General features: G+C 68.5%; 22 protein-coding genes and 1 pseudogene. 18 read left to right on the top strand and 5 right to left on the bottom strand.

The annotated features are described in order from the left end of the window. Positions 1–67: 67 nt before the first annotated feature. The 8 genes and pseudogenes from NNI01S_RS24115 (at position 68) to NNI01S_RS24145 (ending at position 10,955) form a co-directional block, all read left to right on the top strand. A complete protein-coding gene (locus NNI01S_RS24115; protein ID WP_435825100.1) occupies positions 68–1,309 on the top strand; it encodes a branched-chain amino acid ABC transporter substrate-binding protein in 1,242 nt (413 codons plus the stop codon). A 93-nt stretch (positions 1,310–1,402) separates the two neighbouring features. Continuing rightward, positions 1,403–2,440, top strand: coding sequence for a branched-chain amino acid ABC transporter permease (locus NNI01S_RS24120; RefSeq protein ID WP_063022415.1), 1,038 nt, complete (start codon positions 1,403–1,405; stop codon positions 2,438–2,440). Further along, positions 2,437–3,855, top strand: coding sequence for a branched-chain amino acid ABC transporter permease (locus tag NNI01S_RS24125; protein ID WP_063022416.1), 1,419 nt, complete (start codon positions 2,437–2,439; stop codon positions 3,853–3,855). Before NNI01S_RS24120 ends, NNI01S_RS24125 begins: the two co-directional genes overlap by 4 nt. Next, positions 3,852–4,805 (top strand): annotated as a pseudogene (locus NNI01S_RS36145) (ABC transporter ATP-binding protein); the annotation flags it as partial. The gene NNI01S_RS24125 and the pseudogene NNI01S_RS36145, both read left to right, overlap by 4 nt. Before the next feature lie 171 nt (positions 4,806–4,976). Next, the gene (locus NNI01S_RS36150; RefSeq protein WP_245676356.1) at positions 4,977–5,672 is read left to right on the top strand and encodes an ABC transporter ATP-binding protein; all 696 of its coding nucleotides are present in this window, start codon (positions 4,977–4,979) and stop codon (positions 5,670–5,672) included. Positions 5,673–5,739: 67 nt separating this feature from the next. Next, entirely contained in the window at positions 5,740–7,416 is a 1,677-nt protein-coding gene (locus NNI01S_RS24135; RefSeq protein ID WP_245676350.1) for a DUF885 domain-containing protein, read from the top strand. A 117-nt stretch (positions 7,417–7,533) separates the two neighbouring features. Beyond that, entirely contained in the window at positions 7,534–10,278 is a 2,745-nt protein-coding gene (gene polA / locus NNI01S_RS24140) for a DNA polymerase I (RefSeq protein ID WP_084489259.1), read from the top strand. A gap of 182 nt (positions 10,279–10,460) precedes the next feature. Further along, complete coding sequence (locus NNI01S_RS24145; RefSeq protein ID WP_063022418.1) at positions 10,461–10,955, top strand: beta-class carbonic anhydrase; 495 nt, start codon at positions 10,461–10,463, stop codon at positions 10,953–10,955. A gap of 90 nt (positions 10,956–11,045) precedes the next feature. Here NNI01S_RS24145 and NNI01S_RS35465 read toward each other — a convergent pair whose 3' ends face one another. Beyond that, positions 11,046–11,189, bottom strand: coding sequence for a hypothetical protein (locus NNI01S_RS35465; RefSeq protein WP_169813009.1), 144 nt, complete (start codon positions 11,187–11,189; stop codon positions 11,046–11,048). 426 nt (positions 11,190–11,615) lie between these two features. Between NNI01S_RS35465 and NNI01S_RS24150 the strand changes: the two genes are divergently transcribed. Then, positions 11,616–12,053, top strand: a complete 438-nt coding sequence (locus NNI01S_RS24150) for an alpha-isopropylmalate synthase regulatory domain-containing protein (protein WP_063022419.1) — start codon at positions 11,616–11,618, stop codon at positions 12,051–12,053. A gap of 161 nt (positions 12,054–12,214) precedes the next feature. On the opposite strand, the gene trxA is transcribed toward NNI01S_RS24150, so the two are convergent. After that, complete coding sequence (trxA, locus tag NNI01S_RS24155) at positions 12,215–12,586, bottom strand: thioredoxin (protein ID WP_063022420.1); 372 nt, start codon at positions 12,584–12,586, stop codon at positions 12,215–12,217. Between the two features lie 47 nt (positions 12,587–12,633). Next, a complete protein-coding gene (locus NNI01S_RS24160; protein ID WP_063022421.1) occupies positions 12,634–13,164 on the bottom strand; it encodes a 2'-5' RNA ligase family protein in 531 nt (176 codons plus the stop codon). A gap of 79 nt (positions 13,165–13,243) precedes the next feature. Between NNI01S_RS24160 and NNI01S_RS24165 the strand changes: the two genes are divergently transcribed. From NNI01S_RS24165 to NNI01S_RS24180, 4 genes are all read left to right on the top strand, one after another. After that, positions 13,244–14,338 (top strand): isocitrate/isopropylmalate dehydrogenase family protein, encoded by a 1,095-nt coding sequence (locus NNI01S_RS24165; RefSeq protein ID WP_063022422.1) that lies wholly within the window; start codon positions 13,244–13,246, stop codon positions 14,336–14,338. Positions 14,339–14,584: 246 nt separating this feature from the next. Then, positions 14,585–15,508 (top strand): ABC transporter substrate-binding protein, encoded by a 924-nt coding sequence (locus NNI01S_RS24170; RefSeq protein ID WP_063022423.1) that lies wholly within the window; start codon positions 14,585–14,587, stop codon positions 15,506–15,508. Positions 15,509–15,511: 3 nt separating this feature from the next. Further along, a complete protein-coding gene (locus NNI01S_RS24175; RefSeq protein ID WP_063022424.1) occupies positions 15,512–16,471 on the top strand; it encodes an amino acid ABC transporter permease in 960 nt (319 codons plus the stop codon). 32 nt (positions 16,472–16,503) lie between these two features. Then, positions 16,504–17,256: an amino acid ABC transporter ATP-binding protein gene (locus tag NNI01S_RS24180; RefSeq protein WP_063022517.1), complete on the top strand. Its 753-nt coding sequence runs from the start codon at positions 16,504–16,506 to the stop codon at positions 17,254–17,256. 99 nt (positions 17,257–17,355) lie between these two features. Here NNI01S_RS24180 and NNI01S_RS24185 read toward each other — a convergent pair whose 3' ends face one another. Continuing rightward, complete coding sequence (locus NNI01S_RS24185; protein ID WP_063022425.1) at positions 17,356–18,255, bottom strand: LysR family transcriptional regulator; 900 nt, start codon at positions 18,253–18,255, stop codon at positions 17,356–17,358. A gap of 70 nt (positions 18,256–18,325) precedes the next feature. On the opposite strand from NNI01S_RS24185, the gene NNI01S_RS24190 reads away from it, so the two are divergent. The 4 genes from NNI01S_RS24190 to NNI01S_RS24200 all read left to right on the top strand — a co-directional run bounded on the left by NNI01S_RS24190 (position 18,326) and on the right by NNI01S_RS24200 (position 21,234). Further along, entirely contained in the window at positions 18,326–19,687 is a 1,362-nt protein-coding gene (locus NNI01S_RS24190) for an FAD-binding oxidoreductase (RefSeq protein WP_063022426.1), read from the top strand. 81 nt (positions 19,688–19,768) lie between these two features. Continuing rightward, positions 19,769–20,653, top strand: a complete 885-nt coding sequence (locus tag NNI01S_RS24195; RefSeq protein WP_063022427.1) for an SPFH domain-containing protein — start codon at positions 19,769–19,771, stop codon at positions 20,651–20,653. Positions 20,654–20,665: 12 nt separating this feature from the next. Continuing rightward, complete coding sequence (locus NNI01S_RS35470; protein ID WP_168434213.1) at positions 20,666–20,824, top strand: type II toxin-antitoxin system antitoxin; 159 nt, start codon at positions 20,666–20,668, stop codon at positions 20,822–20,824. Positions 20,825–20,925: 101 nt separating this feature from the next. Beyond that, positions 20,926–21,234, top strand: coding sequence for a hypothetical protein (locus NNI01S_RS24200; protein ID WP_157114944.1), 309 nt, complete (start codon positions 20,926–20,928; stop codon positions 21,232–21,234). Here NNI01S_RS24200 and NNI01S_RS24205 read toward each other — a convergent pair. Beyond that, positions 21,212–22,063: a class I SAM-dependent methyltransferase gene (locus NNI01S_RS24205; RefSeq protein WP_063022429.1), complete on the bottom strand. Its 852-nt coding sequence runs from the start codon at positions 22,061–22,063 to the stop codon at positions 21,212–21,214. The two genes, NNI01S_RS24200 and NNI01S_RS24205, sit on opposite strands and share 23 nt — an antisense overlap. 240 nt (positions 22,064–22,303) lie before the next feature. On the opposite strand from NNI01S_RS24205, the gene rpsA reads away from it, so the two are divergent. Further along, a complete protein-coding gene (rpsA, locus tag NNI01S_RS24210) occupies positions 22,304–23,770 on the top strand; it encodes a 30S ribosomal protein S1 (RefSeq protein ID WP_063022430.1) in 1,467 nt (488 codons plus the stop codon). Positions 23,771–23,824: the final 54 nt, after the last annotated feature.

Genomic DNA, 23,824 nt, shown 5'->3' on the forward strand with positions numbered 1-23,824 from the left:
ACCGGGCTGATGTGAGTCGGCCTCCTCGGCGACCCCGGGGGAGCACAGAACTTAGATGAGGTGAAACGTGCTTAGTTCGACATGGCGCAGTCGCTCGACGCGAGCTGTTCTGGCCGTCGGCGCCGCCGCCGCGCTGGTGCTGACCGGTTGTAGCGACAAATCCACCAGCAGCGGTTCGGATTCCTCGGGCACCAACGGGGCGGGCGGTCTGTCCATCCAGCCGCTTCTGCAGGTCGACCAGCAGGGCAAGGAAGTGCCGAAGGCCGACGCGGCCACGGCGGCCGATCCCGCGGGCGACGGCAAGGCGACCTGCGCGCCGGGCACGGCCGTCGCGATGGCGGGCGCGCTGACCGGCCCCGACGCCGCGCTCGGCATCAATATCGTCAACGGCGTCAAACTCGCCCTCGACAAGCACAACAAGGCCAATCCCGGGTGCAAGATCGAACTCAAGCAATTCGACACCGAGGGTGATCCGCAGAAGGCCACCCAGGTGATCCCGCAGATCGTCAACGACCGTTCGATCATCGGCCTGGTCGGTCCCGCGTTCTCCGGGGAGACGAAGGCGACCGGCAAAATCCTCAGCGACGCGGGCCTCGTCTCGGTCACCTCCTCGGCGACCAACGCGACGCTGACCCAGAACGGCTGGACCACCTTCTTCCGCGGTCTGGCCAATGACGACGTGCAGGGTCCCTCGGTGGCGAAGTACCTGGTCAACGGCGCGGGCTACAAGAAGGTCTGTGTCATCCAGGACAACACCGACTACGGCACCGGCCTGGCGAAGTCGATCACGGAAGGTCTGGGCGCCGCCGCCGACCCGGCGTGTGCGGCCAGCATCAAGAAGGGCGACAAGGACTTCTCCGCGACGGTCACCAAGGTGGCGGCCGCCAACCCGGACGCCATCTTCTACTCCGGCTACTACTCCGAGGCCGCGCCACTGGCCCAGCAGTTGAAGTCCGGTGGCGTGAAGGCCGTTTTCGTCTCGGCCGACGGCACCAACGACCCGCAGTTCGTCTCCCAGGCGGGCAGCGCGGCCAAGGGCGCGAAGCTGTCCTGCCCGTGTGGTCCCGCCCCCGAGAAGTTCGCCGCGGACTACGAGGCGCTCAACGGCCAAGCGCCCGGCGTCTACTCGGTCGAGGCCTACGACCTCACCACGATCTTGGCCAAGGGCATCGATGGCGGCAAGGTGAGCCGCCCCGACCTGCTCGACTATGTGCGGACGTACGACGGTGCCGGCCTCGCGCGTCAATACAAGTGGAACCCGAACGGTGAGCTGTCGAACGCGCTGATCTGGGTGTACGAGGTCAAGTAGTCCCGGATTCCGGGCGCACGGCACGTACGGGGGTTCATCCGAATCCCCGTACGTGCCGTTGTTCGGTGGGCGAATGGATGAGGGCGGAAATAAATGAAACAAACGGCATTGGCCGGTGGCTTACAACTCGCGGCCGGTTCGATCGACTTCAACTACGAGGGGCTGATAGATAGTTTCTGGCGACTGACCGTGGACGGCGTGACATACGGCGCCATCTATGCCTTGGTTGCCGTGGGCTACACCTTGGTGTACGGCGTATTGCGCCTGATCAATTTCGCCCATTCGGAAATTTTCATGCTCGGGTTGTTCGGGCAATTGATCGGCTTGATGATCTTCGGATTCGTCGCCAGTCCCGATGTCTACACCCAGGGCGTGGTGCTCACCGTCGTCTATCTGGGTTTGGCGATGATCGTGGGCATGGCGGTCTCCGGCGGCGCGGCCGTCGGCTTGGAGCGGGTGGCCTATCGCCCGCTGCGCAAGCGTGGCGCCAAACCGCTGGCTTTCTTGATCACCGCGATCGGCATGTCGTTCGTGCTCCAGGAACTGGTGCACTTCGTGCTGCCCAAGATCCGCCCCGACCTCGGCGGCACCAACGCCCAGCAGGCCATCCGGCTCGTCGAGCCCACCGTGCAGTTCAGTTTCGGCGGCGCGGACGTCACCAACATCATGCTGCTCATCGTGATCGCGGCGGTGGTGCTGGCGATCGTCACCGAACTGCTGATCAACCGGACCAAGTTCGGGCGCGGCATCCGCGCCGTGGCGCAGGATCCCGACACCGCGACGCTGATGGGCGTCTCCCGGGAGCGGGTCATCATGCTGACCTTCCTCATCGGCGGTGTGCTCGCGGGGGCTGCGGCGATGCTGTACACGCTGAAGATCCCGAACGGGATCATCTACTCCGGCGGCTTCATCCTCGGTATCAAGGCGTTCAGCGCGGCGGTGCTCGGCGGCATCGGCAACCTGCGCGGCGCGCTGCTGGGCGGGCTGGTGCTCGGCGTGGTCGAACAGTACGGCCAGATCCTGTTCGGTACCGAGTGGCGTGACGTGGTCGCGTTCGTGGTGCTGGTGCTGGTGCTGATGGTGCGCCCGACCGGCATCCTCGGCGAAAGTCTCGGAAGGGCGCGGGCATGACCGACACGACCAAGACGGCGTCCGCGCCGGACACCGCCCGCCGCGGCCTCGGCGACGCGATCCGCACCTGGTGGGAGGGCCTGAGCAGGCCCGCGCAGTGGGGCGTCGGCGTCCCGATCCTCCTGCTGCTCGCGCTGCTTCCGCTGTTCCCGCCGCCGCTGCTGAACACGCCCTCCTACAACTTCGGCCTGGTGATGGCGCAGGTGGCGATGTACGCCCTGCTGGCCATCGGCCTCAACGTCGTGGTCGGGCAGGCGGGTCTGCTCGACCTCGGTTACGTCGGTTTCTACGCGGTCGGCGCCTACACCGTCGGCCTGCTCACCAGCCCCAACAGTCCGTGGAACCAGACCGACGGCGGCTGGCTCGACCCGAAGTGGGCCTGGCTGGCCTGCCTGCCGATCGCGGTCGCCGTGACCGCCGTGTCGGGCCTGATCCTCGGCTCGCCGACGCTGCGGCTGCGCGGCGACTACCTGGCGATCGTGACGCTCGGATTCGGTGAAATCGTGCGGCTGCTCGCGGAGAACCTCACCGAGATCACCAACGGCAGCCTCGGCCTGTCGGGTGTCGCCTACCCGCATGTGGGCGAATCCGCGAGCAAACCGGAAGGCGTGTTCTCCGGCGGTAACAGCGGCAACCCCGACAGCGCCAACCTTCTCGACCGCGCCAGCTACGGAACCTATTGGTACTGGTTCGGCATGGCGCTGGTGGTGGTCGTGCTGCTGGTGGTCGGCAATCTGGAGCGCAGTCGGGTCGGCCGCGCCTGGGTGGCCATCCGCGAGGACGAGGACGCGGCCGAGATCATGGGCGTGCCGACGTTCAAGTTCAAGCTGTGGGCGTTCATGATCGGGGCGGCGGTAGGCGGCATGTCCGGCGCGATCTACGCCGGGCAAGTGCAGTTCATCAATCCCACCGGCTTCAACATCATCAACTCGATGCTGTTCCTGTGCGCGGTGGTCATCGGCGGGCAGGGCAACAAACTCGGGGTGATCTTCGGCGCGTTCGTCATCGCCTATCTGCCCGCGCGGCTGCAGTCGGTGAACCTGGTGAGCAACGAGTCGACCGGCTACGTCCTGCTGGCGATCGACGTGGCGGCGTTCGTCGCGCTGATCGTCGTCTGGCGGCTGTGGGCAGGTCGGCTCGGCGTGTGGCCGCGCCGCGGTGTGATCACCGGCATGGTGGTGACCGGCGTGCTGGCGTTGCTGCTGCTCGGCAGTGTGCTGCTGTTCCGCAAGGGCGGCGCGCAGTCGCTGGGCGACCTCAAATATCTGTACTTCGGTATCGCGTTGGTGGTGATGATGATTCTGCGTCCGCAGGGTCTGTTCCCGGTGCGGCAGAAGCTGCTCACCTACGGCAGGCAGGTGTATCAGGCCGTGCGCAGACCCGCCGCGGCCGAGCCGATCGGAGCGGGCCGATGACCGGGCCGGGCGCGGGTGACGCGCTGTTCGACAACGAGGACATGGCCGCGGGCTACGCGGCCGAACCGCAGGTCGAGTCCGCGGGCACGGTCGACGTCACCCAAGTGATCCCCGACCTCGCCGACGCCGAGACGGTCGCCGAGGTCGTCGCCCCGCACCGCGCCATCGAGACCGCGGTGGGCGAGCCACTGTTGCGCACCGAGGGTCTGACCGTGCAATTCGGCGGCCTCACCGCCCTGGACCAGGTGAGTTTCGAGATCCGCCGCGGCGAGATCCTCGGTCTCATCGGGCCCAACGGCGCGGGCAAGACCACCTGCTTCAACGCGATCACCGGTGTCTACCAGCCCGCCGCCGGACTGGTGTACTTCGACGGCAAGCCGCTCACCAAGACCAAGCGCAACGCCATCACCCGCCTCGGCATCGCGCGCACGTTCCAGAACGTGCGGCTCTTCGGCGAGATGACCGCGCTGGAGAATGTGGTGGTCGGCACCGACGCACGGCACAAGACCTCGGTGCCGGGTGCGGTATTCCGGACGCCGCGGCATCGGCGCGAGGAACGCGACGCGATCGAGCGCGGCATGGCGCTGCTGGAGTTCGTCGGTATCGCCCCGCGCGCGGTGGAGAAGGCGCGCAATCTGTCCTACGGCGACCAGCGTCGCCTGGAGATCGCCCGCGCGCTGGCCACCGAGCCGAAGCTGCTGTGCCTGGACGAGCCGGCGGCCGGGTTCAATCCGAGCGAGAAGTCCGCGCTCATGGACCTGATCCGCAAGATCCGCGACGACGGTTTCACCGTCCTGCTGATCGAGCACGACATGCGGCTGGTCATGGGCGTGACCGACCGGATCGTGGTGCTCGAGTTCGGCCGCAAGATCGCCGACGGGCTGCCCGCGGACATCAGGGACAACCCGGCGGTGATCGCCGCGTATCTCGGCGTGCCGGATGACGAGGTGCGCGCATCCGGCAGCGCCGCGACGGCAGACGGCGAGACCGGCGACGGCACACCGCCGGGCCCGGAACCCGCGGCGGTGCCGCTCGGTAAGGCGGCGGTCACCGAGCCGGTGACCGAGGCGCCGCGCGAGCAGGCGGGCGGCGGTGCGGCGCCGCTGCTGGAAGTCGAGGACATGGTTGTCAACTACGGCAGAATCCAGGCGCTGCACGGGATTTCGCTGACCGTCGCCGAGGGCGAGCTGGTCACCCTGCTCGGAGCCAACGGCGCGGGCAAGACGACCACCATGCGTGCGATGTCCGGGCTGTTGCCGCTGACCCGCGGCCGGATCATGTTCGAGGGTCGCGACATCACCCGGATGAAGGCGCACGAGCGGGTGACGCACGGGCTGATCCAGGCGCCGGAGGGCCGGGGCGTTTTCCCCGGCATGACGGTGCAGGAGAACCTCGACATGGGTTGTTACGGACGGAGTTTCAAGCAGAAGGCCGAGTACGAGCGGACTCTGGAGTGGGTCTTCGAGCTCTTTCCCCGGTTGCTCGAGCGGCGCAAGCAGGTCGGCGGCACGCTCTCCGGCGGTGAGCAGCAGATGCTCGCCATCGCCCGCGCGCTGATGGCGCGGCCGCGGCTGCTGCTGCTCGACGAGCCGTCGATGGGTCTGGCGCCCATGGTGATCCAGCAGATCTTCCGGATCATCGGCGAGATCAACCGGCAGGGCACCACGGTGCTGCTGGTGGAGCAGAACGCCCAGCAGGCGCTGGCCCGCAGCGACCGCGCCTACATCATGGAAACCGGTGAGGTCACCAAGGCCGGCCGTGGTGCGGAATTGCTCACCGATCCCGCGGTGAAATCGGCGTATCTCGGCGTGGGTTAGGCGGCTTCGCCCGGCGGGCGCGCCTACTCCGGTGCCGCGCGGCCCGGCTCGAGGCATGATCGTGACCATGGATGGTCACGACGAGCTGATGAGCCTGGCCGAGCGGTACTGGGACGCGGTGCTCGAGGCGGCGCCGAGCGAGGCCACCTTGCTCGGCGACCGCCGCTTCGACGATCGGATCGAGGATCTGTCCGCCGACGCCGAGCAGCGGTTGCTGTCGACCTGGCGTGAGTTGCTGCGCGCGGTCGACGTGCTCGACGCCGAGCGATTGAGCCCCGCCGACCGGATCACGCGCAGCTTGCTGCGTACCGAGCTGAGCGGCGCGGTCGAGCACTTGGAATGGCGGCCGATGGAACTGGCCTCCGATCAGATGAACGGCGTGCACGCCGGGGTGCTGATGGTGGCGCCGCAGACCAACGCGCCGCAACCGGAGAACGCGCTGGCGCTGGTGCGCCGCTACCGGCAGTTCGGCGACATGCTCGGACAAGCCGTGGAACGCTTCCGGGCCGGACTCGCAGCGGGCCGCCCGCCCGCGCGGATCACCATCGAGCGCTCGCTCAACCAGTTGGACGGCTATCTGGACTCGGACATAGCCGCCGACCCCTTCGTCACCTTCCCTGGGCCCGAGGGCTGGGACGGCGAGGCCGCGTGGCGCTCCGAATTGGCCGACGTGGCGCGGGATGTCATCCGTCCCGCGTTCCAGGTCTACCGCGACGCGCTCTACGACGAACTGCTGCCCGCCGCCCGTCCCGACGACCGGCCGGGCCTGTGCTGGCTCGGCGCCGACGGTGAGGACATCTACCGGCGGCTGCTGCGCCATCACACGACGTTGCCCGAGCTCGGCGCCGACGAGATCCACGACCTCGGTCTGGCCGAGCTGGCGAAGTTGCGCGAGGAGTACGCGACGGTGGGCGCGCGCCTGTTCGGCACGGCCGATCTCGGCGAGATCTTCGCCCGGCTGCGCGACGATCCCGCGCTGTGCTACGACGACGCCGAGCAGATCATGTTCGACGCCCGCCGGGCGCTGGCCTTGGCCACCGCCGAGATGGGGAACTGGTTCGGGCGCCTGCCGAAGGAGTCCTGCGACATCGTGCCGGTGCCCGAGTTCCTGGCCGCGGATTCGCCTGCGGCCTACTATTTCCCGCCCGCGGCCGACGGTTCCCGTCCGGGCACGTATTTCGTCAACCAGCACCATCCCACCGGCCGGGGCCGCTTCGAGACCGCGTCGGTGGCCTATCACGAGGCGATTCCCGGACATCATCTGCAACTGACCATCGCCAACGAACTCGACCACCTGCCGCGCTTCCAGCGCCAGTCCTTCGCCAATACCGCCTTCGTCGAAGGGTGGGCGCTCTACACCGAGCGGCTGGCCGACGAAATGGGTTTGTACGAGGACGATCTCGGGCGGCTCGGCATGCTGGCCGGGGACTCATGGCGCTCCTGCCGCCTGGTGGTCGACACCGGTCTGCACGCGAAGGGATGGAGCAGGCAGCAGGCCATCGACTTCATGGTGGCCAACGCGCCGGTCGGACTGGCCGAGATCACGGTGGAGGTGGACCGCTACATCGCGATGCCGGGTCAGGCGGTCGGCTACAAGATCGGTCAGCTGGAGATCCTGCGCCAGCGGGTCGCGGCCACCGAGCGGCTCGGCGCGGCCTTCGACATCAAGGCCTTCCACGACCAGGTGCTCGGTTCCGGGTCGGTGAGCCTGCCCGTGCTGCGGGAACTGGTGGCCACGCTCTGATGCCGCGGGACGCGACCGGCACCCGCGTCCGCGAGCCGCAGTATCGTCGCTCGGCGGCGCGGGGCTGCCGGGTGTCGGCGTATCGCCTTGTCGGTGCCGGTCCCTAGACTCTGGGGCGTGAGTTCACCCACGACCGCTCCCCGTCCTGCTCCCGCGTCCGGCTCCGGCGATCCCGGCTCGGGAGACCGGCCGACGCTGCTGCTGCTGGACGGGCATTCGATCGCCTATCGCGCGTTCTTCGCGCTACCGGCGGAGAATTTCAAGACGGTCACCGGGCAGACCACGAACGCGGTGTACGGCTTCACCGCGATGCTGATCAACCTGCTGCGCGACGAGAAGCCGACGCATGTGGCCGCGGCGTTCGACGTCTCGCGCCAGACCTTCCGCGCCGAGGCGTACCCGGAGTACAAGGCCAACCGCACCACCACGCCGGACGAGTTCCGCGGTCAGGTCGAACTCACCAAGGACGTGCTGGGCGCGCTGGGTATCCCGGTGATGGCGATCGATGGCTTCGAGGCCGACGACATCATCGCCACGCTCACCACGCAGGCGACGGCCGCGGGTTTCCGCGTACTCATCGTCACCGGTGACCGGGACTCCATCCAGTTGGTGAACGAGAACGTCACCGTGCTGTACCCGCGTAAGGGCGTGTCGGACCTGACCCGGTTCACCCCCGAAGAGGTGATGGCGAAGTACGGCCTCACGCCCGGCCAATACCCCGATTACGCGGCGCTGCGTGGCGATCCGAGCGACAACCTGCCCGGCATCCCGGGCGTGGGGGAGAAGACCGCGGCCAAATGGATCCGCGAGTACGGCGACCTGAACACGCTGGTGGAGAAGGTCGACCAGGTGAAGGGCAAGGTCGGCGACGCGCTGCGGGCGAACCTGAGCAGCGTGGTGCTCAACCGTCAGCTCACCGAGTTGATGCGGGAGGTGCCGCTGCCGTACACCCCCGATCAGCTGGCGCAGGGGCCGTGGGATCGCGAGAAGATCCATCAGCTGTTCGACGATCTCGAGTTCCGGGTGCTGCGCGACCGGCTGTTCGAGACGCTGGCCCCGCCGGAGCCGGAGGCGGAGGCGGGTTTCGAGATCAGCGGCGGCGCACTGGAGATCGGCGCGGTCGCGGACTGGCTGGCCGAGCACGCGAAAGCCGATGTGCGCCATGGCGTCTCGATCCTCGGCACGGGCTCCCCGGCCGGTGGCGACGTGCGCGCGCTGGCCATCGCGGCGGGTGACGGCGAGAGCGGTTACATCGACGTCACGGTGCTCACTCCCGAAGACGAGGCCGCGCTGGGCGCCTGGCTCGCCGACCCGGCGGTGCCGAAGGCGCTGCACGAGGCCAAGGCCGCCTTGCACGCCCTGCGCGGCCGCGGCTGGACCCTCGGCGGGTTGACCAGCGACACCGCGCTGGCGGCTTATCTGGTCCGCCCCGGCCAGCGCACGTTCAATCTCGACGACCTGTCGCTGCGCTACCTGCATCGGGAGCTGCGCGCCGAGACCGGCGAGACCGCGCAGCTGTCGCTGCTCGACGACGAGGACGCCGTCGACGCCGAATTGGCCCGGGCGCAGATGCTGCGCGCGCGGGCCGTCGCGGACCTGGCCGACGCACTCGACCGTGAACTGGCCCAGATCGAGTCCACCCCCCTGCTGGCGGATATGGAACTGCCGCTGCTCGGTGTGCTGTCCACCTTGGAGGAGGCGGGCATCGCGGTGGACACCGATCAGCTGGCGACGCTGCAGCGGCAGTTCGCCGACCGGGTCGCCGAGGCGGCCGAGGCGGCCTACGACGTGATCGGCAAGCAGATCAACCTCGGCTCGCCCAAACAGCTGCAGGTGGTGCTGTTCGACGAACTGGACATGCCGAAGACCAAGCGCACCAAGACCGGCTACACCACCGATGCGGACGCGCTGGAGTCGCTGTACGAGAAGACCCAGCACGCGTTCTTGGAGCACCTGCTCGCGCATCGCGACGCCACTCGCCTGAAAGTCACCGTCGACGGCCTGCTCAAGTGCGTCGCCGAGGACGGTCGCATCCACACCACGTTCAATCAGACGATCGCGGCCACCGGGCGGTTGTCCTCGACCGAACCGAACCTGCAGAACATCCCGATCCGCACCGACACCGGCAGGCAGATCCGCGACACCTTCGTCGTCGGTGCCGGCTACCAGTCGCTGATGACCGCGGACTACAGCCAGATCGAGATGCGGATCATGGCGCACCTGTCCGGGGACGAGGGGCTGATCGAGGCGTTCAACTCGGGCGAGGATCTGCACAGCTTCGTGGCGTCGAAGGCGTTCGACATCCCGATCTCCGAGGTGAGCCCGGAGATGCGCCGCCGGATCAAGGCGATGTCCTACGGCTTGGCCTACGGGTTGAGCTCCTACGGTCTGTCCGCGCAGCTGAAGATCAGCACCACCGAGGCGAAGGAGCAGATGGAGGTCTACTTCGCCCGCTTCGGCGGCATTCGCGACTACCTGTACGAGGTGGTGGAGCAGGCGCGCAAGGTCGGTTACACCGAGACGCTGTTCGGTCGCCGCCGCTATCTCCCCGATCTGGACTCCAGCAACCGGCAGCGCCGGGAGGCGGCGGAGCGCATGGCGCTCAACGCCCCGATCCAGGGCACCGCGGCCGACATCATCAAGGTGGCGATGATCAACGTGCACCGGGCGATGCGCGACGCCGGTCTGCGTTCCAGGATGCTGTTGCAGATCCACGACGAACTGCTGTTCGAGGTCGCCGACGGCGAACGGGAGGCGCTCGAGGCGCTGGCGCGCGAGCAGATGTCCGCGGCGATCGCCCTGTCGGTGCCGCTGGAGGTCTCGGTCGGCGTCGGCCGCAGCTGGGACTCCGCCGCGCACTGACCGGCGCAGCGGGACATGCCGGGCCCGACCGCAGGGGCCCGGCACCCGGCATCTGAGAGCTATCATCGGGCAGCCACGCGCAAGTAAACGAATCACGATGAACGGGACGGATGTCCCGTGCCGCGCGGCGACCTACCGTGGGGCTGGTCATACACAGGGATTACCGAACTCAGGGATGGCCCATGACTGTCACCGATGAGTACCTGCAGAACAACGCGGCTTATGCGAGCACCTTCCAGGGCCCGCTGCCGCTGCCGCCCTCGAAGGGCGTGGCCGTGGTCGCGTGCATGGACGCGCGGCTCAATGTGTACGGCGCGCTCGGCCTCGCCGAGGGCGAGGCGCACGTCATCCGCAACGCGGGCGGCGTGGTCACCGCCGACGAGATCCGCTCGCTGGCCATCAGCCAGCGGCTGCTCGGGACCAGGGAGATCATCCTGATCCATCACACCGATTGCGGCATGCTCACCTTCACCGACGACGACTTCAAGGCGAGCATCCAACAGGAGACCGGGATCAAGCCCGACTGGTCGGCGGAGGCGTTCTCCGACCTGGAAACCGATGTGCGCCAATCGATCGCGCGCATCGTCGCCAGCCCGTTCGTGCCGCACAAGGACTCGATCCGCGGCTTCGTCTTCGACGTCGCCACCGGCAAGCTGAACGAGGTCCTTTCCCGGTAGGGGATCGAATTCTGCTGCGACGCAGGGGGATCCGGGTGGAATCACCCGGATCCCCCTGCCTTGTGGCGTTCTCAGGAAGGCCGTGCACGATCAGGCGCGCCGAGCCCGCGGCCGCCACCGGATGGCCGGACCGTTTGCGAGCCCAGGGCGCTTGTTCCAAGCCACTTCGGCGAAGGCGGACAGGATGAGCAGGACGGCAAGGCCGGGGATGGTCATGGCCACGAGGAGACCCATGTCACCGACGCTGCCCTCCGCGCGGCCGCACCGTCCTGAACTGCGCGAACAGTACTCGCCAGTAGACAAATCGGGCATCGAATGTGGTTGCTATTGCCTCGCGATGTCCCTATCCTCGATGCCGTGCCGAATCCCGCCGACCGCCGCAGCGCAGCGCTCCTTGTCGCAGACCGCGACAGCGCTCTGCTTTCGGCGTCGCTCACCGGGCCCTCCGTGGCTGCGCAGGCTACCGCCTCCCAGCCCGAGGTTCGCGCCGAGCTACTTCCGCTCACCGCGATGGTGGCGCCGCGTTCCCGAGTTCTCGTAGTACCCCGCCGTAGCGGGGTCTGATCCGGGCCGGCCCCCTCGCTGCGGGCTTTTCCACTTGTTAGTGCTGGTCCCCTCTGTCAACTGAGCCACGACATACTTCGGGAAGACCTACTTTCAATGACCATCCTGACTCTTGATACAGACATGTTCCACGCCGCCGCTCCCAAGGGCCTACGCGCCGAAGCCGCCGGGCTGACCTCGGCGGAGTTCCACAGCCGCTACTGCGCGCACGGCGGCCCGATCCGCCTCGGGGAATGGTCGCCCGCGGGCGCCAGGACCGCGGCGTTCACCGCCACGCTCGAGTTCGCCGGCCATCTGCGGACCGTCGTCGCCACGGGCAACCCCGTCGCGGCGATGACCTCGGCTCTCTACGACGAGGGCTACCCCGTGGAGATCCTGCAGTTCCACCAGCGGCGCACCGCCGAGGGCACCGCCACCTTCGTGCAGTGCGAATGCAACGGCAGGCGCGGCTGGGGGGCGGCGATCGCGGATGACGGCGCCGAGTCGACGGTCCGCGCCATGATCGCGGGCGTCAACCTGCTCGGCACGTCCTGATTCGAGCGCGACCCCGCGGGTCGGCAGCACGCCGCCCCGCGGTGTCGCGTCGGCGGATCCGGACGCACAGCGGGCCCGGACACGGACTGCCGCTTCCGCGTGTCCGCCTCCGGGCCCGAACGAATTCCATTGCGGCGCAGTGCCTCACCGCGCCGCGCGGCCTACTGCCCGGCCTGCTGCTGCTCGGCGAGCTGCTTGCGCACCTCGTCCATATCCAGCGCCTTGACCTGGGTCACCAGATCCTCGAGCGCCGCGGGCGGCAGTGCGCCGGGCTGGGCGAACACCAGCACGCCTTCCCGGAACGCCATGATGGTCGGGATGGAGCGGATGTTGGCAGCCGCAGCGAGGCCCTGCTCGGATTCGGTGTCGACCTTTCCGTGCACCACGTCGGGGTGCTTGTCGGAGGAGGCCTCGAAAGTCGGTGCGAAGCTCTTGCACGGACCGCACCAATCGGCCCAGAAGTCGACGAGTACCACGTCGTTTCCGGTGACGATCTCATCGAAATTGTGCTGGGTCAGCGTCTGGGTGGCCATGACGTCCTCTCGTTTCGGTGTGCCTGCTATAACGCGGGCTTCCTCGGTTATCTTCCACGGCGGATCCGGCCGACCGGCCACTCGCGCCGCTGATCCCCGTCCCATCGACGGATACCCAGCACCGTCGCCGGAAAATCCCGATCCCGTGCGACGGCGTGGATGGCCTCGCCGAGTTGGTGCGGGGGCAGCCGCCTGGCCAGGGTGATGTGCGGGGTCCACGCATCCGGGTGCACGTTGGCCGGAACGCCGGGGCACGGGGAGATCGTGTGGAAGACCCGCCGGTGCAGCGCGAGCAGCGCCTCGGACGGGACCACCAGTCGCACCAGGATGGGACGGCGCGCACCGAAGACCACCAGTCCGCCCAGACGCACGGGAATCGGCGCGAAGGCCAGCTCGTCCAGCGCCTGCTCGATGCGCGGCCAGATCTGCCTGGCCACGGCGGCGGTGACGTGCGGGCGATGGGACTCGTCGGTGTGCGCGGCGGGACTCCGCACGCCGGCCTCCGCGAGCAACTGCCATTGCCTGCGGATCTCCGTGTCGGCGTCCTCGTCGAGGAGTAGTTCGACCGACTGCACCATGGTCCACCGAAGGTAACCGCAACCGGCGTGTCCGCGGGCCGGTTCCGGCGGCCGGGCCTGTCGGCGGGAGGATGTCCCGGTGAACGACGCGAATCAACCCCGGACGACGCGGGCACTGCGGCTCGGCCTGATCGACGGCGACGGCATCGGCCCCGAGGTCGTGCGAGCCGCCAGGCAGGTGGTCGACGAGGCGCTGTCGGCCGCGGGTGCCGCGCCGGTCGAGTGGGTGCCGCTGGTGATGGGTCACCGCGCCATCACCGACTTCGGCACTCCGCTGCCCGGGCGGACGCTCGAGGAACTGGCCGGGGTGGACGCTTGGATTCTCGGTCCGCACGACAACGCCTCCTATCCGGCCGAACACCGCGTCGCGCCGGGCGGTGTGATCCGTAAACATTTCGACCTCTACGCCAACATCCGTCCCGCGCGGGCGTTCGCGGGCGTGCACGCGGCGGCGCCGGAGATCGACCTGGTGATCGTGCGGGAGAACAGCGAAGGGTTCTACGCCGACCGCAATATGTTCGCGGGCTCGGGGGAGTTCCGGCCGACGCCGGACATCGCGATGTCGGTCGGGCTGGTGACCCGGGCCGCGTGCGAGCGGATCGCGCACGAGGCGTTCCGGCTGGCCGCGACACGACGCAAGCGGGTGACCATCGTGCACAAGGCCAATGTCCTGCCGCTGACGATGGGGCTGTTCCGGGACGTCTGCCATGAGGTCGGCCGGGCCTACCCGGGGGTCGAGGTGGACGACGAACACGTCGACGCGGCGGCCGCGCATCTGGTCCGCGCCGCCGCGGACTACGACGTCCTGGTCACCGAGAATCTGTTCGGTGACATCCTGTCCGACCTGGCCGGGGAGTTGAGCGGCTCGCTCGGGCTGGCCGCGTCGCTCAACTGCTCGGCCACAACGGCGATGGCCCAGGCGGTACACGGCGCCGCGCCTGCGCTGGCCGGGCACAACCGGGCGAACCCGGCGGCGTTGCAACTGTCGGCGGCGATGCTGCTGCGCTGGCTGGCGACTCGGGACGCCGAGACGAGCTGGGCGCGGGCAGGTGAGCGGATCGAGCGGGCCGTCGCCGCGACCTTCGAGGCGGGCATCGCCACCGCCGACCTCGGCGGGCTGGCCTCCACCAGTGAATTCACCGAGCAGGTGTGCGCCAGGGTGCACCGCAGGTAGTCGGCGGAATGTTTGTGGCACAGAGATTTTCGCCCCGCGTATCGGAGGACGGGATGCGGCGCAGCGTCCGGCCGCGAAACCGAGCGCGGGAGGACCGGCCGGGGCGGGGTAGGGTGTCCCGCCGACGCGCCCGGCGCGGGATCGCGCGAGGCGTTCGTATTGCTGTTGCATTACTGTCCAGCGCGGAGCGGCCCGGTCGCTTAGATTGCCAAACGGGTGATGACGCCCGGGTTGCGTGGAGCCAAAATGTGGAGGGCTGCTGTGTCTGATCGTTCGTTTCTCGGCAGGCGCGCCCTGCGAGCCACCCTGGGTGCGCTCGCCGCGGGCGCGCTGGTGCTGACCGGATGTACCACCAACACCGAGGACACGGGACCCTCGGTGGCCAAGGTGCAGGTGGACAAGGTCGACGAGATCGCCGCCCAGCTGCCCGACAAGATCAAGCAATCCGGCAAGCTCGTCGTCGGCGTGAACATTCCCTACCAGCCGAACGAGTACAAGGACGCGAGCGGCCGGATCGTCGGCTTCGACGTGGACCTGATGGACGCGGTCGCCTCGGTGCTCGGCGTGAAGGCCGAGTACGTCGAGTCGGCGTTCGAGAAGATCATCCCCTCGATCCAGGCCGGTACCTACGACGTGGGTATGTCGTCGATCACCGACTCCAAGGAACGCGAGCAGCAGGTCGACTTCACCACCTACTTCAATGCGGGCGTCCAGTGGGCCCAGCAGAAGGGCAAGCCGATCGACCCGGAGAACGCCTGCGGCAAGAAGGTCGCGGTGCAGGCCACGACCGTGGAGCACACCGACGAGGTGCCCGCCAAGAGCGCCGAGTGCGTCGCCGCGGGCAAGCCCGCCATCGATATCAAGCCGTTCGACGAGCAGAGCGCCGCGACCAACGCGCTGGTACTCGGGCAAGTCGACGCGATGTCGGCCGACTCCCCGGTGACGGCGTACGCGATCAAGCAGAGCAACGGCAAGATCGAGACCGCCGGCCCGGTGTTCGACTCCGCCCCCTACGGCTGGGCGGTGCCCAAGGGCGCGCCGCTGGCCGCCGTGCTGCAGAAGGCGGTCCAGCACCTGATGGACACCGGCAAATACCTCGAGATCACGAAGAACTGGGGCGTCCAGGACGGCGCCATCACCAAATCCGTCGTCAACGGCGCCGTGAGCTGATCGATGGCCGACAACGACACTCGGCCGGCGCCCGGCGATCCCGGGCCCGGCGGAGCGGACTCGACGCGGGAGCCGGAGCCGATCAAAGCGGTTCCACTGCGCAGGCCGGGCCGTTGGATAGCGGCGGCGGTGATCCTCGTCCTGGCGGGGCTGTTCGTCTACGGCGCCGCGACGAACCCGGCCTATCGCTGGGACACCTACGGGAAATACCTTTTCGACACCCGGATCACCGCGGGCGCCATCGTCACGCTGGAACTGACCGTGTGCGCGATGGCGATCGCGGTCGCGCTCGGGACGATGCTCGCGGTGATGCGGCTGTCGCCGAATCCGGTGCTGCGCGCCACGTCGTGGGTGTATCTGTGGATCTTCCGCGGCACTCCGGTGTTCGTGCAGCTGGTGTTCTGGGGCCTGGTCCCGTCGCTGTACAGCCAGATCCAGCTGGGGGTTCCGTTCGGGCCGCAGTTCTTCCAGCTCGATGTGCAGCAATTGCAAGCCGCGTTCGCCTTCGCCGTGCTCGGACTGGGTCTCAACGAAGCCGCCTATATGGCCGAGATCGTCCGGGCCGGAATCAACTCCGTCGGCGAGGGACAGCGGGAGGCGTCGTTCGCGCTCGGCATGTCCTGGAGCCAGACCATGCGCCGCACCGTGCTGCCGCAGGCCATGCGCGTGATCATCCCGCCGACCGGCAACGAGCTCATCGGCATGCTGAAGACCACCTCGCTGGTCACCGGCATCCCGCTGAGCACCGATCTGTTCGGCCGGGCCCGCGACATCTACGGCGTGAACTTCCAGCCCATTCCGCTGCTGCTGGTTGCCGCCACCTGGTACCTGGCGATCACGAGCGTGCTCATGATCGGGCAGTACTACTTGGAGCGCTACTACTCGCGCGGCGTCTCCCGTCGGCTGACCGCCAAGCAGCTGCAGGAACTCGCCGACGCCCAGCAGGGGGAGAAGGCGAAATGAGCGTGGACGTGGAGAAGACCACCGCCCCTCCGATGATCGTCGCCGACCGCGTCTGCAAGAACTTCGGCGCGCTGCAGGTGCTCAAGGGCGTCTCCCTGGAAGTGGGCCGCGGCGAGGTGCTGTGCCTGATCGGGCCGTCCGGCTCGGGCAAGTCCACCTTCCTGCGCTGCATCAACCACCTGGAACAGGTGAACGCGGGCCGGCTCTACGTGGACGGCGAGATCGTGGGCTACCGGGAGAAGAACGGCAAGCTCTACGAGATGCACCCGCGCGACGCGGCCAAGCAGCGCCGCGAGATCGGCATGGTGTTCCAGCACTTCAACCTGTTCCCGCACCGGACCGCGCTGGAGAACATCATCGAGGCGCCCACCCAGGTGAAGAAGGTGCGCAAGGCGGACGCCGTGACCAGGGCGCGGGAGCTGCTGGACCGCGTCGGCCTGGCGGACAAGGCGAACGCCTACCCGGCGCAGCTGTCCGGCGGTCAGCAGCAGCGGGTGGCGATCGCCCGCGCGCTCGCCATGGATCCCAAGCTCATGCTGTTCGATGAGCCGACCTCCGCACTGGACCCGGAACTGGTCGGCGAGGTGTTGACGGTCATGCGGGAACTCGCCCGCTCCGGCATGACGATGGTGGTGGTGACCCACGAGATGGGGTTCGCCCGGGAGGTCGCCGATCAGCTCGTCTTCATGGATGGCGGTGTGGTGGTCGAGGCGGGTGCGCCGCGGCAGCTGCTGGCCGATCCACGGCACGAGCGCACCAAGGCGTTCTTGTCCCGGCTGCTCTGACCCGGTCGCCGGAAGGCTCGCCGACCGTGCGCGATGAACCGTCGGCGGGCCGGACCGGTGTACCGAAGCGCCCGCATCCGTGCGGGGGCGGTCGCCGGCTCACCGATCGGCGCGCAGCGCGAGACGTAGCTGTCCGAGCAGCACCTTGGCGGCCGGGCTCGCGGGGCGGTCGGTGCGCCAGGCCAAGGCGAGGCGCCCGCGTATCTCGGGCTCGACGATGCGAACGGTCCGCACCCCGAAGGCCGTGGCCTCCTCGGCGGTGAGCACGGGCACGACGGCGACGCCGAGACCGCGCGCGGCCAGGCGCAGCAGAAGTGCGGGCGCCGCCGCCTCGTAGGCGATGGCGGGCTCGAATCCGGCGGCCGCGCAGGCCCGCTCGAAGACGCCGCGGATGCCGGTGCCCGGCGTCAGGCAGATCAGTGGACGACCCCGCAGCGCGGCGAGCGGAAGCTCGGCGCCGAAGCCAGGGTCGTCCGCCGCGACGGCGGCCACCAGCGCGGTCTCCAGCACCACTTCCATGCCGATGGCCGGATCGAGTTGCGCGCCGGTCAGCCCGATCAGGGCCAAATCCAGCTCGCCCCGGCCCAGGGCTGCGAGCATCCGCTCGGACGTGTCCTCGGTGAGGCTGATCCCGACCTGCGGGTGGTCGTGATGGAAATCGGCGAGCACCGCGGCGACGTCGAATTCCTCGACCGCCGCCCCGGAAATGAGACCGACCCGGACCTGACCCCGCAGCAGGCCGCTGAACTCGTCCACCGTGTGGGTGATCCGCTCGACGGCCTCCAGCGCCGCCCGCGCTTGCGGCAGGACGGCGGCCCCCACCTCGGTCACTGTCACGGTGCGCCCGCCCCGGTCGAGCAGCGGATGACCGAGCTCGCGTTCCAATTGCCGGATCTGGGCGCTGAGCCCCGGCTGGGCCAAGTGCAGCCGTGCCGCGGCGCGGGTGAAGCTCGCCTCCTGCGCGACGGTCACGAAGTAGCGAAGCTGCCGCAATTCCATAACTGATCATTATAGTTATTAGAAGAATTATATGTTTTACTTCTTCACCCTGGCAGAGCAGGGTCGAAGCATGGGAAACAACGCCGCACAGACCACGGAAAACCTCGAAATCCTCACCGGTCCGGTCTTCCGTCCCGGCGACGACGGCTACGACGCGGAGATCGCCGGCTTCCAGACCGCCTATACGCATCGGCCCGCGCTGGTCGTCGGCGCAGTGCACACCGAGGATGTACGCGCCGCCGTGGAGTACGCCGCCCGCCACGACCTGCCGATCGCCGTGCAGGCCACCGGTCACGGGCTGTCCGTCGCCGCCGACGGCGGGCTGCTGATCAGCACCCGGCGCATGACCGGAATCCGGATCGATGCGGCCCGCCGGACCGCGTATGTCGGCGCGGGAGTACGTGCGGGCGCGCTGGTCGAAGCGGCAGCCGAGCACGGATTGGCGCCGCTGAACGGATCGTCGCCGTCGGTGGGTGTGGTGGGTTATCTGCTCGGCGGCGGCGTCGGCCTGCTCGCGCGCCAGTTCGGGTACGCGGCCGAGCACGTGCGGACGATCGAGCTGGTCACCGCGGACGGCCGGGTGCGCACCTTGACGCCGCAGGACGATCTGTTCGGCGCCGTGCTCGGCAGCGGAGGCAACTTCGGCGTCGTGACCGCGGTGGAGGTCGGCCTGGTCCCGGTGCAGACGGTGTACGGCGGACAGCTGGTGTTCGACACGCCGCTGGTCGAGCGGGCGCTGGAGGCGTGGCGGCGGTGGACCGCGACCGTGCCGGACGAAGTGACCTCGACGGTGACCATGCTGGCCTTCCCGGACATCCCGCCGGTGCCCGCACCGCTGCGCGGGCGGTACGTCGCGTCGGTCCGGGTCGCCTACACCGGGCCCGCCGAGGAAGGCGACCGGCTGGTCGCGCCGCTGCGGGCGGTCGGGGAACGCCTGAAGGACGACCTGCGCGCGATGCCGTACACCGAGTCGCACACCATTCACAGCGACCCCGACCACCCGCACGCCTACGCCGCCACCAACGCCCTGCTCGGCGCATTCACCGAGGAGACGGCGGCGGCCCTGCTGGCCGTGGCGGGCCCGGAATCCGGCGCCGGGGCGGTCGTCGACGTGCGTCATCTCGGTGGCGCGCTGGCCCGCGCGGGCGAGGCCGGGATCGCGGTGGACCACCGCGATGCCGCCTACATCGTGCGGATCATCACCGGCCCCGAGGAGACCGAGGCCCGGGCCGGAATCCGCGCCGCGCTGACGCCGTGGGCGCTCGGCCACAGCCTGAACTTCCTCTACGGGGCGGGCGCCGAAGCCGACGAGGCGCAGACCCGGGCGGGTTATCGGGCGGACACCTACGCCCGGTTGGCCGCGCTCAAGGCTCGGCACGATCCCCGCAATCTGTTCCGCTGCAACCGCAACATCCGGCCGGACGCCGGGTGATCCGGCTGCCGTCGCCGCCCTGGCCGGGCGCGACGGCAGCATGCTATCTTCATGATATCACTCTGATATTGGGAGGATGTCATGCAGTTTCGATCCGCGTTCCACGTCAACGGCTTCCTGGTGCTGGTGGCATGGTTCGTGCTCACGATCTTGTTCGGCGGTGGCGCGGCGCTCGGTTTCGTCGCGGGCGCCCGGGACGGCAATGCGCTCGCCGTGGGCGGCGCCGTGGCGGCCACCGTTGTCGTCGTCGTCCTGCTGTTGCTCGCGACCGGGCTCACGGTGGTGAACCCGAACGAAGCCAAGGTGGTCCAATTCTTCGGCCGCTACGTCGGCTCGGTGAGCGAGCCGGGTTTCTTCTCGGTGCTCCCGTTGACCGATCGCAAGAGCATCTCGCTGCGCGTGCGGAACTTCGAGACCCAGAAGCTCAAGGTCAACGACGCCGACGGCAACCCCGTGGAGATCGCCGCGGTGGTCGTCTACCGGGTGGTGGACAGCTTCAAGGCCGCCTTCGCGGTCGACGACTACGAGGAGTACGTCGAGACCCAGTCCGAAGCGGCCGTCCGGCACCTGGCCACGACGCACCCGTACGACGCGCACGAGGACGATCGCACCAGTCTGCGCGATGGCGCCGAGGTGGCCGAGGAACTGACCGTCGAGCTGCGCGAACGCACCGAGATGGCGGGTATCGAAGTGCTGGAGGCGCGGATCACCCACCTCGCCTACGCGCCCGAGATCGCCCAGGCGATGCTGGTTCGCCAGCAGGCCGCCCAGGTGGTCGCCGCGCGGACCAGGATCGTCGAAGGCGCGGTCGGGATGGTGGGGCTGGCGCTGGAGCGGCTCGCCCAGGAGGGCATGGTGGAGCTGGACGAGGAGCGCAAGGCGGCGATGGTGTCGAATCTGCTCGTCGTCCTGTGCGGTGACCGCCCCACCCAGCCCGTCGTCAACGCCGGTTCGCTCTACTCCTGAGGCGGGCTGCCCGTGGCCGAGCGCAAGAAGCTGCTGCTACGCCTGGATCCGGCCGTCCACGACGCCATCGCGAAGTGGGCGGCCGACGACCTGCGCAGTATCAACGCCCAGATCGAGTACGCGCTGCGCCTGGCGCTGGAGCAGGCCGGGCGCAAACCGAAGTCGCAGTGACACGACCTCGATACCGATCAGAGATGGTGCCCCGGCCCGAGGGCGCGAAGACTGGCAAGGTGTCAGCAAATGTCCGGCCATCGGAACCGAAAGGGGAAATGATGACCACGATTGTGCACATCGACGACACCGTGCGCGACTACGAGACGTGGAAGCCCGCGTTCGACGGTCTGGAGCAGTTCTTCGCGGAGGCGGGCGCTCGCAACTGCCGGGTGGAGCGGTTCACGCACAACCCCAACCGAGTGCTCGTCGAGCTGGACTTCGACACGATGGCGGAGGCCGAAGCCTTCCGGGACGACCTGCATCGACTCGTCGACCTGCCCCGGACCCAGATGCTGCTGGTCAGCCACGAGGTGTCGCTCCTCGAACTGGTCGACGACCGTCATCTCACGGTCCGGGCTTCCTCGTGACGAAGATGGCCGTACCGGGGAACAGTTCGCCGCGCAGCGGGCTCCACTGTCCCCATTCGCGCTCGAGCCATTCCGGCCATTCCGGTTCGACGATGTCCTCCAGCGCCAGTCCCGCCGCGACGATCTCCCGGACCCGGTCGCCGATGGTCCGGTGGTGCTCGACATAGGTGGGCACGTCGTCGCCGTCGACCTCCACGTAAGGCGTGCGGTCGAAGTACGGGATGGTGGCGGTCAGCCCCGCCGGGCCGGGATCATCCGGGAAGATCCAGCGCATCGGGTGGTTCACGGAGAACACCCAGCGTCCGCCCGGTCGCAGCACTCGCGCCACCTCGCGCATCACCAACGCCGAATCAGCGACGAACGGCACCGCGCCGAACGCGGAACAGGCCAGATCGAACGCGGCGTCCGCGAAGGGGAGGGCCTCGGCATCCGCCTGCACCAGCGGAACCCGGGGGCCGCCGCGCGCCATCACCGCCGAGCCCCGCTCCAGCATGCCGCGCGAGAGGTCGAGACCGACCGGACGCGCGCCCTGCCCCGCCAGCCAGCGCGAGCACGGAGCCGAGCCGCAGCCGATCTCCAGCACCCGCTTGCCGGAGACGTTCCCGAGGAACCGCATGTCGCCCTCGTGCAACCCTTCCGGGCACCACACGAACTCGCCGCCGGGGGAGTCCACGCCGAGGAAATCCGCGTGCGTCTCGTGGTATTGAGCGGCATCGGCGTCCCACCACCGCCGGCTTGCCAGCCTGCTGGCCGCCGATCCGATCCGGGTCCGCGCCGTGCCCGTCGTTCCGAGCAGTGCGTTTGCTTGCGCATGGCGATCTTCCGACACGCCGATCAGAGTATCGGCGTGGCGACCCGACGGTTTGCCCGCCCGGACCGAGGTCGCGTACGCTGAACGCGCGAGTGTCTTCCGTACAACCGTACCGGAGTTCAACCCGTGCTGAGTTTCACGCGCGTCGCGTGCGGTACGTTCCTAAGTGTCCGTCTTCACACCTCGCGGTGAGATCGCAGCGTACCGAAAGTTCCAATGTCCGCAACCGACCACAATCCGTCCGGAGCAAACCGACATATGCCCACCACCGTCACCTCGCCGCAGGTAGCCGTCAACGACATCGGCTCCGCCGAGGATTTCCTCGCCGCCATCGACGCCACGATCAAGTACTTCAACGACGGCGACATCGTCGAAGGAACCATCGTCAAGGTCGATCGCGACGAGGTCCTGCTCGACATCGGTTACAAGACCGAAGGCGTCATCCCCTCTCGCGAACTCTCCATCAAGCACGACGTCGACCCCAACGAGGTCGTTTCCGTGGGTGATGAGGTCGAGGCCCTTGTTCTCACCAAGGAGGACAAGGAAGGCCGCCTGATCCTGTCGAAGAAGCGGGCGCAGTACGAGCGTGCGTGGGGCACCATCGAGGAGCTCAAGGAGAAGGACGAGGCCGTCAAGGGCACCGTCATCGAGGTCGTCAAGGGCGGCCTGATCCTCGACATCGGCCTGCGCGGCTTCCTGCCCGCGTCGCTGGTCGAGATGCGCCGGGTCCGCGATCTCCAGCCGTACGTCGGCAAGGAGATCGAAGCCAAGATCATCGAGCTGGACAAGAACCGCAACAACGTCGTGCTGTCCCGCCGCGCCTGGCTGGAACAGACCCAGTCCGAGGTCCGCAGCGAGTTCCTGCACCAGCTGCAGAAGGGCCAGGTCCGCAAGGGTGTGGTCTCCTCGATCGTCAACTTCGGCGCCTTCGTCGACCTGGGCGGCGTGGACGGTCTGGTGCACGTCTCCGAGCTGTCCTGGAAGCACATCGACCACCCGTCCGAGGTCGTCGAGGTGGGCAACGAGGTCACCGTCGAGGTGCTCGATGTCGACCTGGACCGCGAGCGCGTCTCGCTGTCGCTGAAGGCGACCCAGGAAGACCCGTGGCGTCAGTTCGCCCGCACCCACGCCATCGGCCAGATCGTGCCGGGCAAGGTCACCAAGCTCGTTCCGTTCGGCGCGTTCGTCCGCGTCGAGGAGGGCATCGAGGGCCTGGTGCACATCTCCGAGCTGGCCGAGCGCCACGTCGAGGTGCCGGACCAGGTCGTGGCCGTCGGCGACGACGCGATGGTCAAGGTCATCGACATCGACCTGGAGCGTCGCCGGATCTCGTTGAGCCTCAAGCAGGCCAACGAGGACTACCACGCCGAGTTCGACCCGTCGAAGTACGGCATGGCCGACAGCTACGACGAGCAGGGCAACTACATCTTCCCCGAGGGCTTCGACCCCGACACCAACGAGTGGCTCGAGGGCTTCGACAAGCAGCGCGAGGAGTGGGAAGGCCGCTACGCCGAGGCGGAGCGTCGCCACAAGATGCACACCGCGCAGATGGAGAAGATGGCGGCCGACGCCGCGGCCGAGGCCGCGAACGGCGGTGGCGCGTCGAACTACTCCTCCGAGAGCGGTTCGCAGTCCTCCGCCAGCCAGGCCGAGCCCGCCGGCGGTTCGCTGGCCAGCGACGCCCAGCTGGCGGCGCTGCGTGAGAAGCTGTCCGGCAACGCCTGATAGGCAATAGCCCGAACGACTGTGCCCCAACCGGATCCGGTTGGGGCACAGTCG

Origin of the sequence: Nocardia niwae NBRC 108934 = DSM 45340 (assembly GCF_001613465.1) — a bacterium.
GTDB lineage: Bacteria > Actinomycetota > Actinomycetes > Mycobacteriales > Mycobacteriaceae > Nocardia > Nocardia niwae.

What these genes read in the sequence shown, in the direction of transcription:
- NNI01S_RS24120 (WP_063022415.1), top strand. Translation starts at nt 1,403, where the DNA reads ATGAAACAAACGGCATTGGCCGGTGGCTTACAACTCGCGGCCGGTTCG.
- NNI01S_RS24125 (WP_063022416.1), top strand. Translation starts at nt 2,437, where the DNA reads ATGACCGACACGACCAAGACGGCGTCCGCGCCGGACACCGCCCGCCGC.
- NNI01S_RS36150 (WP_245676356.1), top strand. Translation starts at nt 4,977, where the DNA reads ATGGTTGTCAACTACGGCAGAATCCAGGCGCTGCACGGGATTTCGCTG.
- NNI01S_RS24135 (WP_245676350.1), top strand. Translation starts at nt 5,740, where the DNA reads ATGGATGGTCACGACGAGCTGATGAGCCTGGCCGAGCGGTACTGGGAC.
- NNI01S_RS24145 (WP_063022418.1), top strand. Translation starts at nt 10,461, where the DNA reads ATGACTGTCACCGATGAGTACCTGCAGAACAACGCGGCTTATGCGAGC.
- NNI01S_RS35465 (WP_169813009.1), bottom strand. Translation starts at nt 11,189, where the DNA reads ATGGGTCTCCTCGTGGCCATGACCATCCCCGGCCTTGCCGTCCTGCTC.
- NNI01S_RS24150 (WP_063022419.1), top strand. Translation starts at nt 11,616, where the DNA reads ATGACCATCCTGACTCTTGATACAGACATGTTCCACGCCGCCGCTCCC.
- trxA (WP_063022420.1), bottom strand. Translation starts at nt 12,586, where the DNA reads ATGGCCACCCAGACGCTGACCCAGCACAATTTCGATGAGATCGTCACC.
- NNI01S_RS24160 (WP_063022421.1), bottom strand. Translation starts at nt 13,164, where the DNA reads ATGGTGCAGTCGGTCGAACTACTCCTCGACGAGGACGCCGACACGGAG.
- NNI01S_RS24170 (WP_063022423.1), top strand. Translation starts at nt 14,585, where the DNA reads ATGTGGAGGGCTGCTGTGTCTGATCGTTCGTTTCTCGGCAGGCGCGCC.
- NNI01S_RS24175 (WP_063022424.1), top strand. Translation starts at nt 15,512, where the DNA reads ATGGCCGACAACGACACTCGGCCGGCGCCCGGCGATCCCGGGCCCGGC.
- NNI01S_RS24180 (WP_063022517.1), top strand. Translation starts at nt 16,504, where the DNA reads ATGATCGTCGCCGACCGCGTCTGCAAGAACTTCGGCGCGCTGCAGGTG.
- NNI01S_RS24185 (WP_063022425.1), bottom strand. Translation starts at nt 18,255, where the DNA reads ATGGAATTGCGGCAGCTTCGCTACTTCGTGACCGTCGCGCAGGAGGCG.
- NNI01S_RS24190 (WP_063022426.1), top strand. Translation starts at nt 18,326, where the DNA reads ATGGGAAACAACGCCGCACAGACCACGGAAAACCTCGAAATCCTCACC.
- NNI01S_RS24195 (WP_063022427.1), top strand. Translation starts at nt 19,769, where the DNA reads ATGCAGTTTCGATCCGCGTTCCACGTCAACGGCTTCCTGGTGCTGGTG.
- NNI01S_RS24200 (WP_157114944.1), top strand. Translation starts at nt 20,926, where the DNA reads ATGACCACGATTGTGCACATCGACGACACCGTGCGCGACTACGAGACG.
- rpsA (WP_063022430.1), top strand. Translation starts at nt 22,304, where the DNA reads ATGCCCACCACCGTCACCTCGCCGCAGGTAGCCGTCAACGACATCGGC.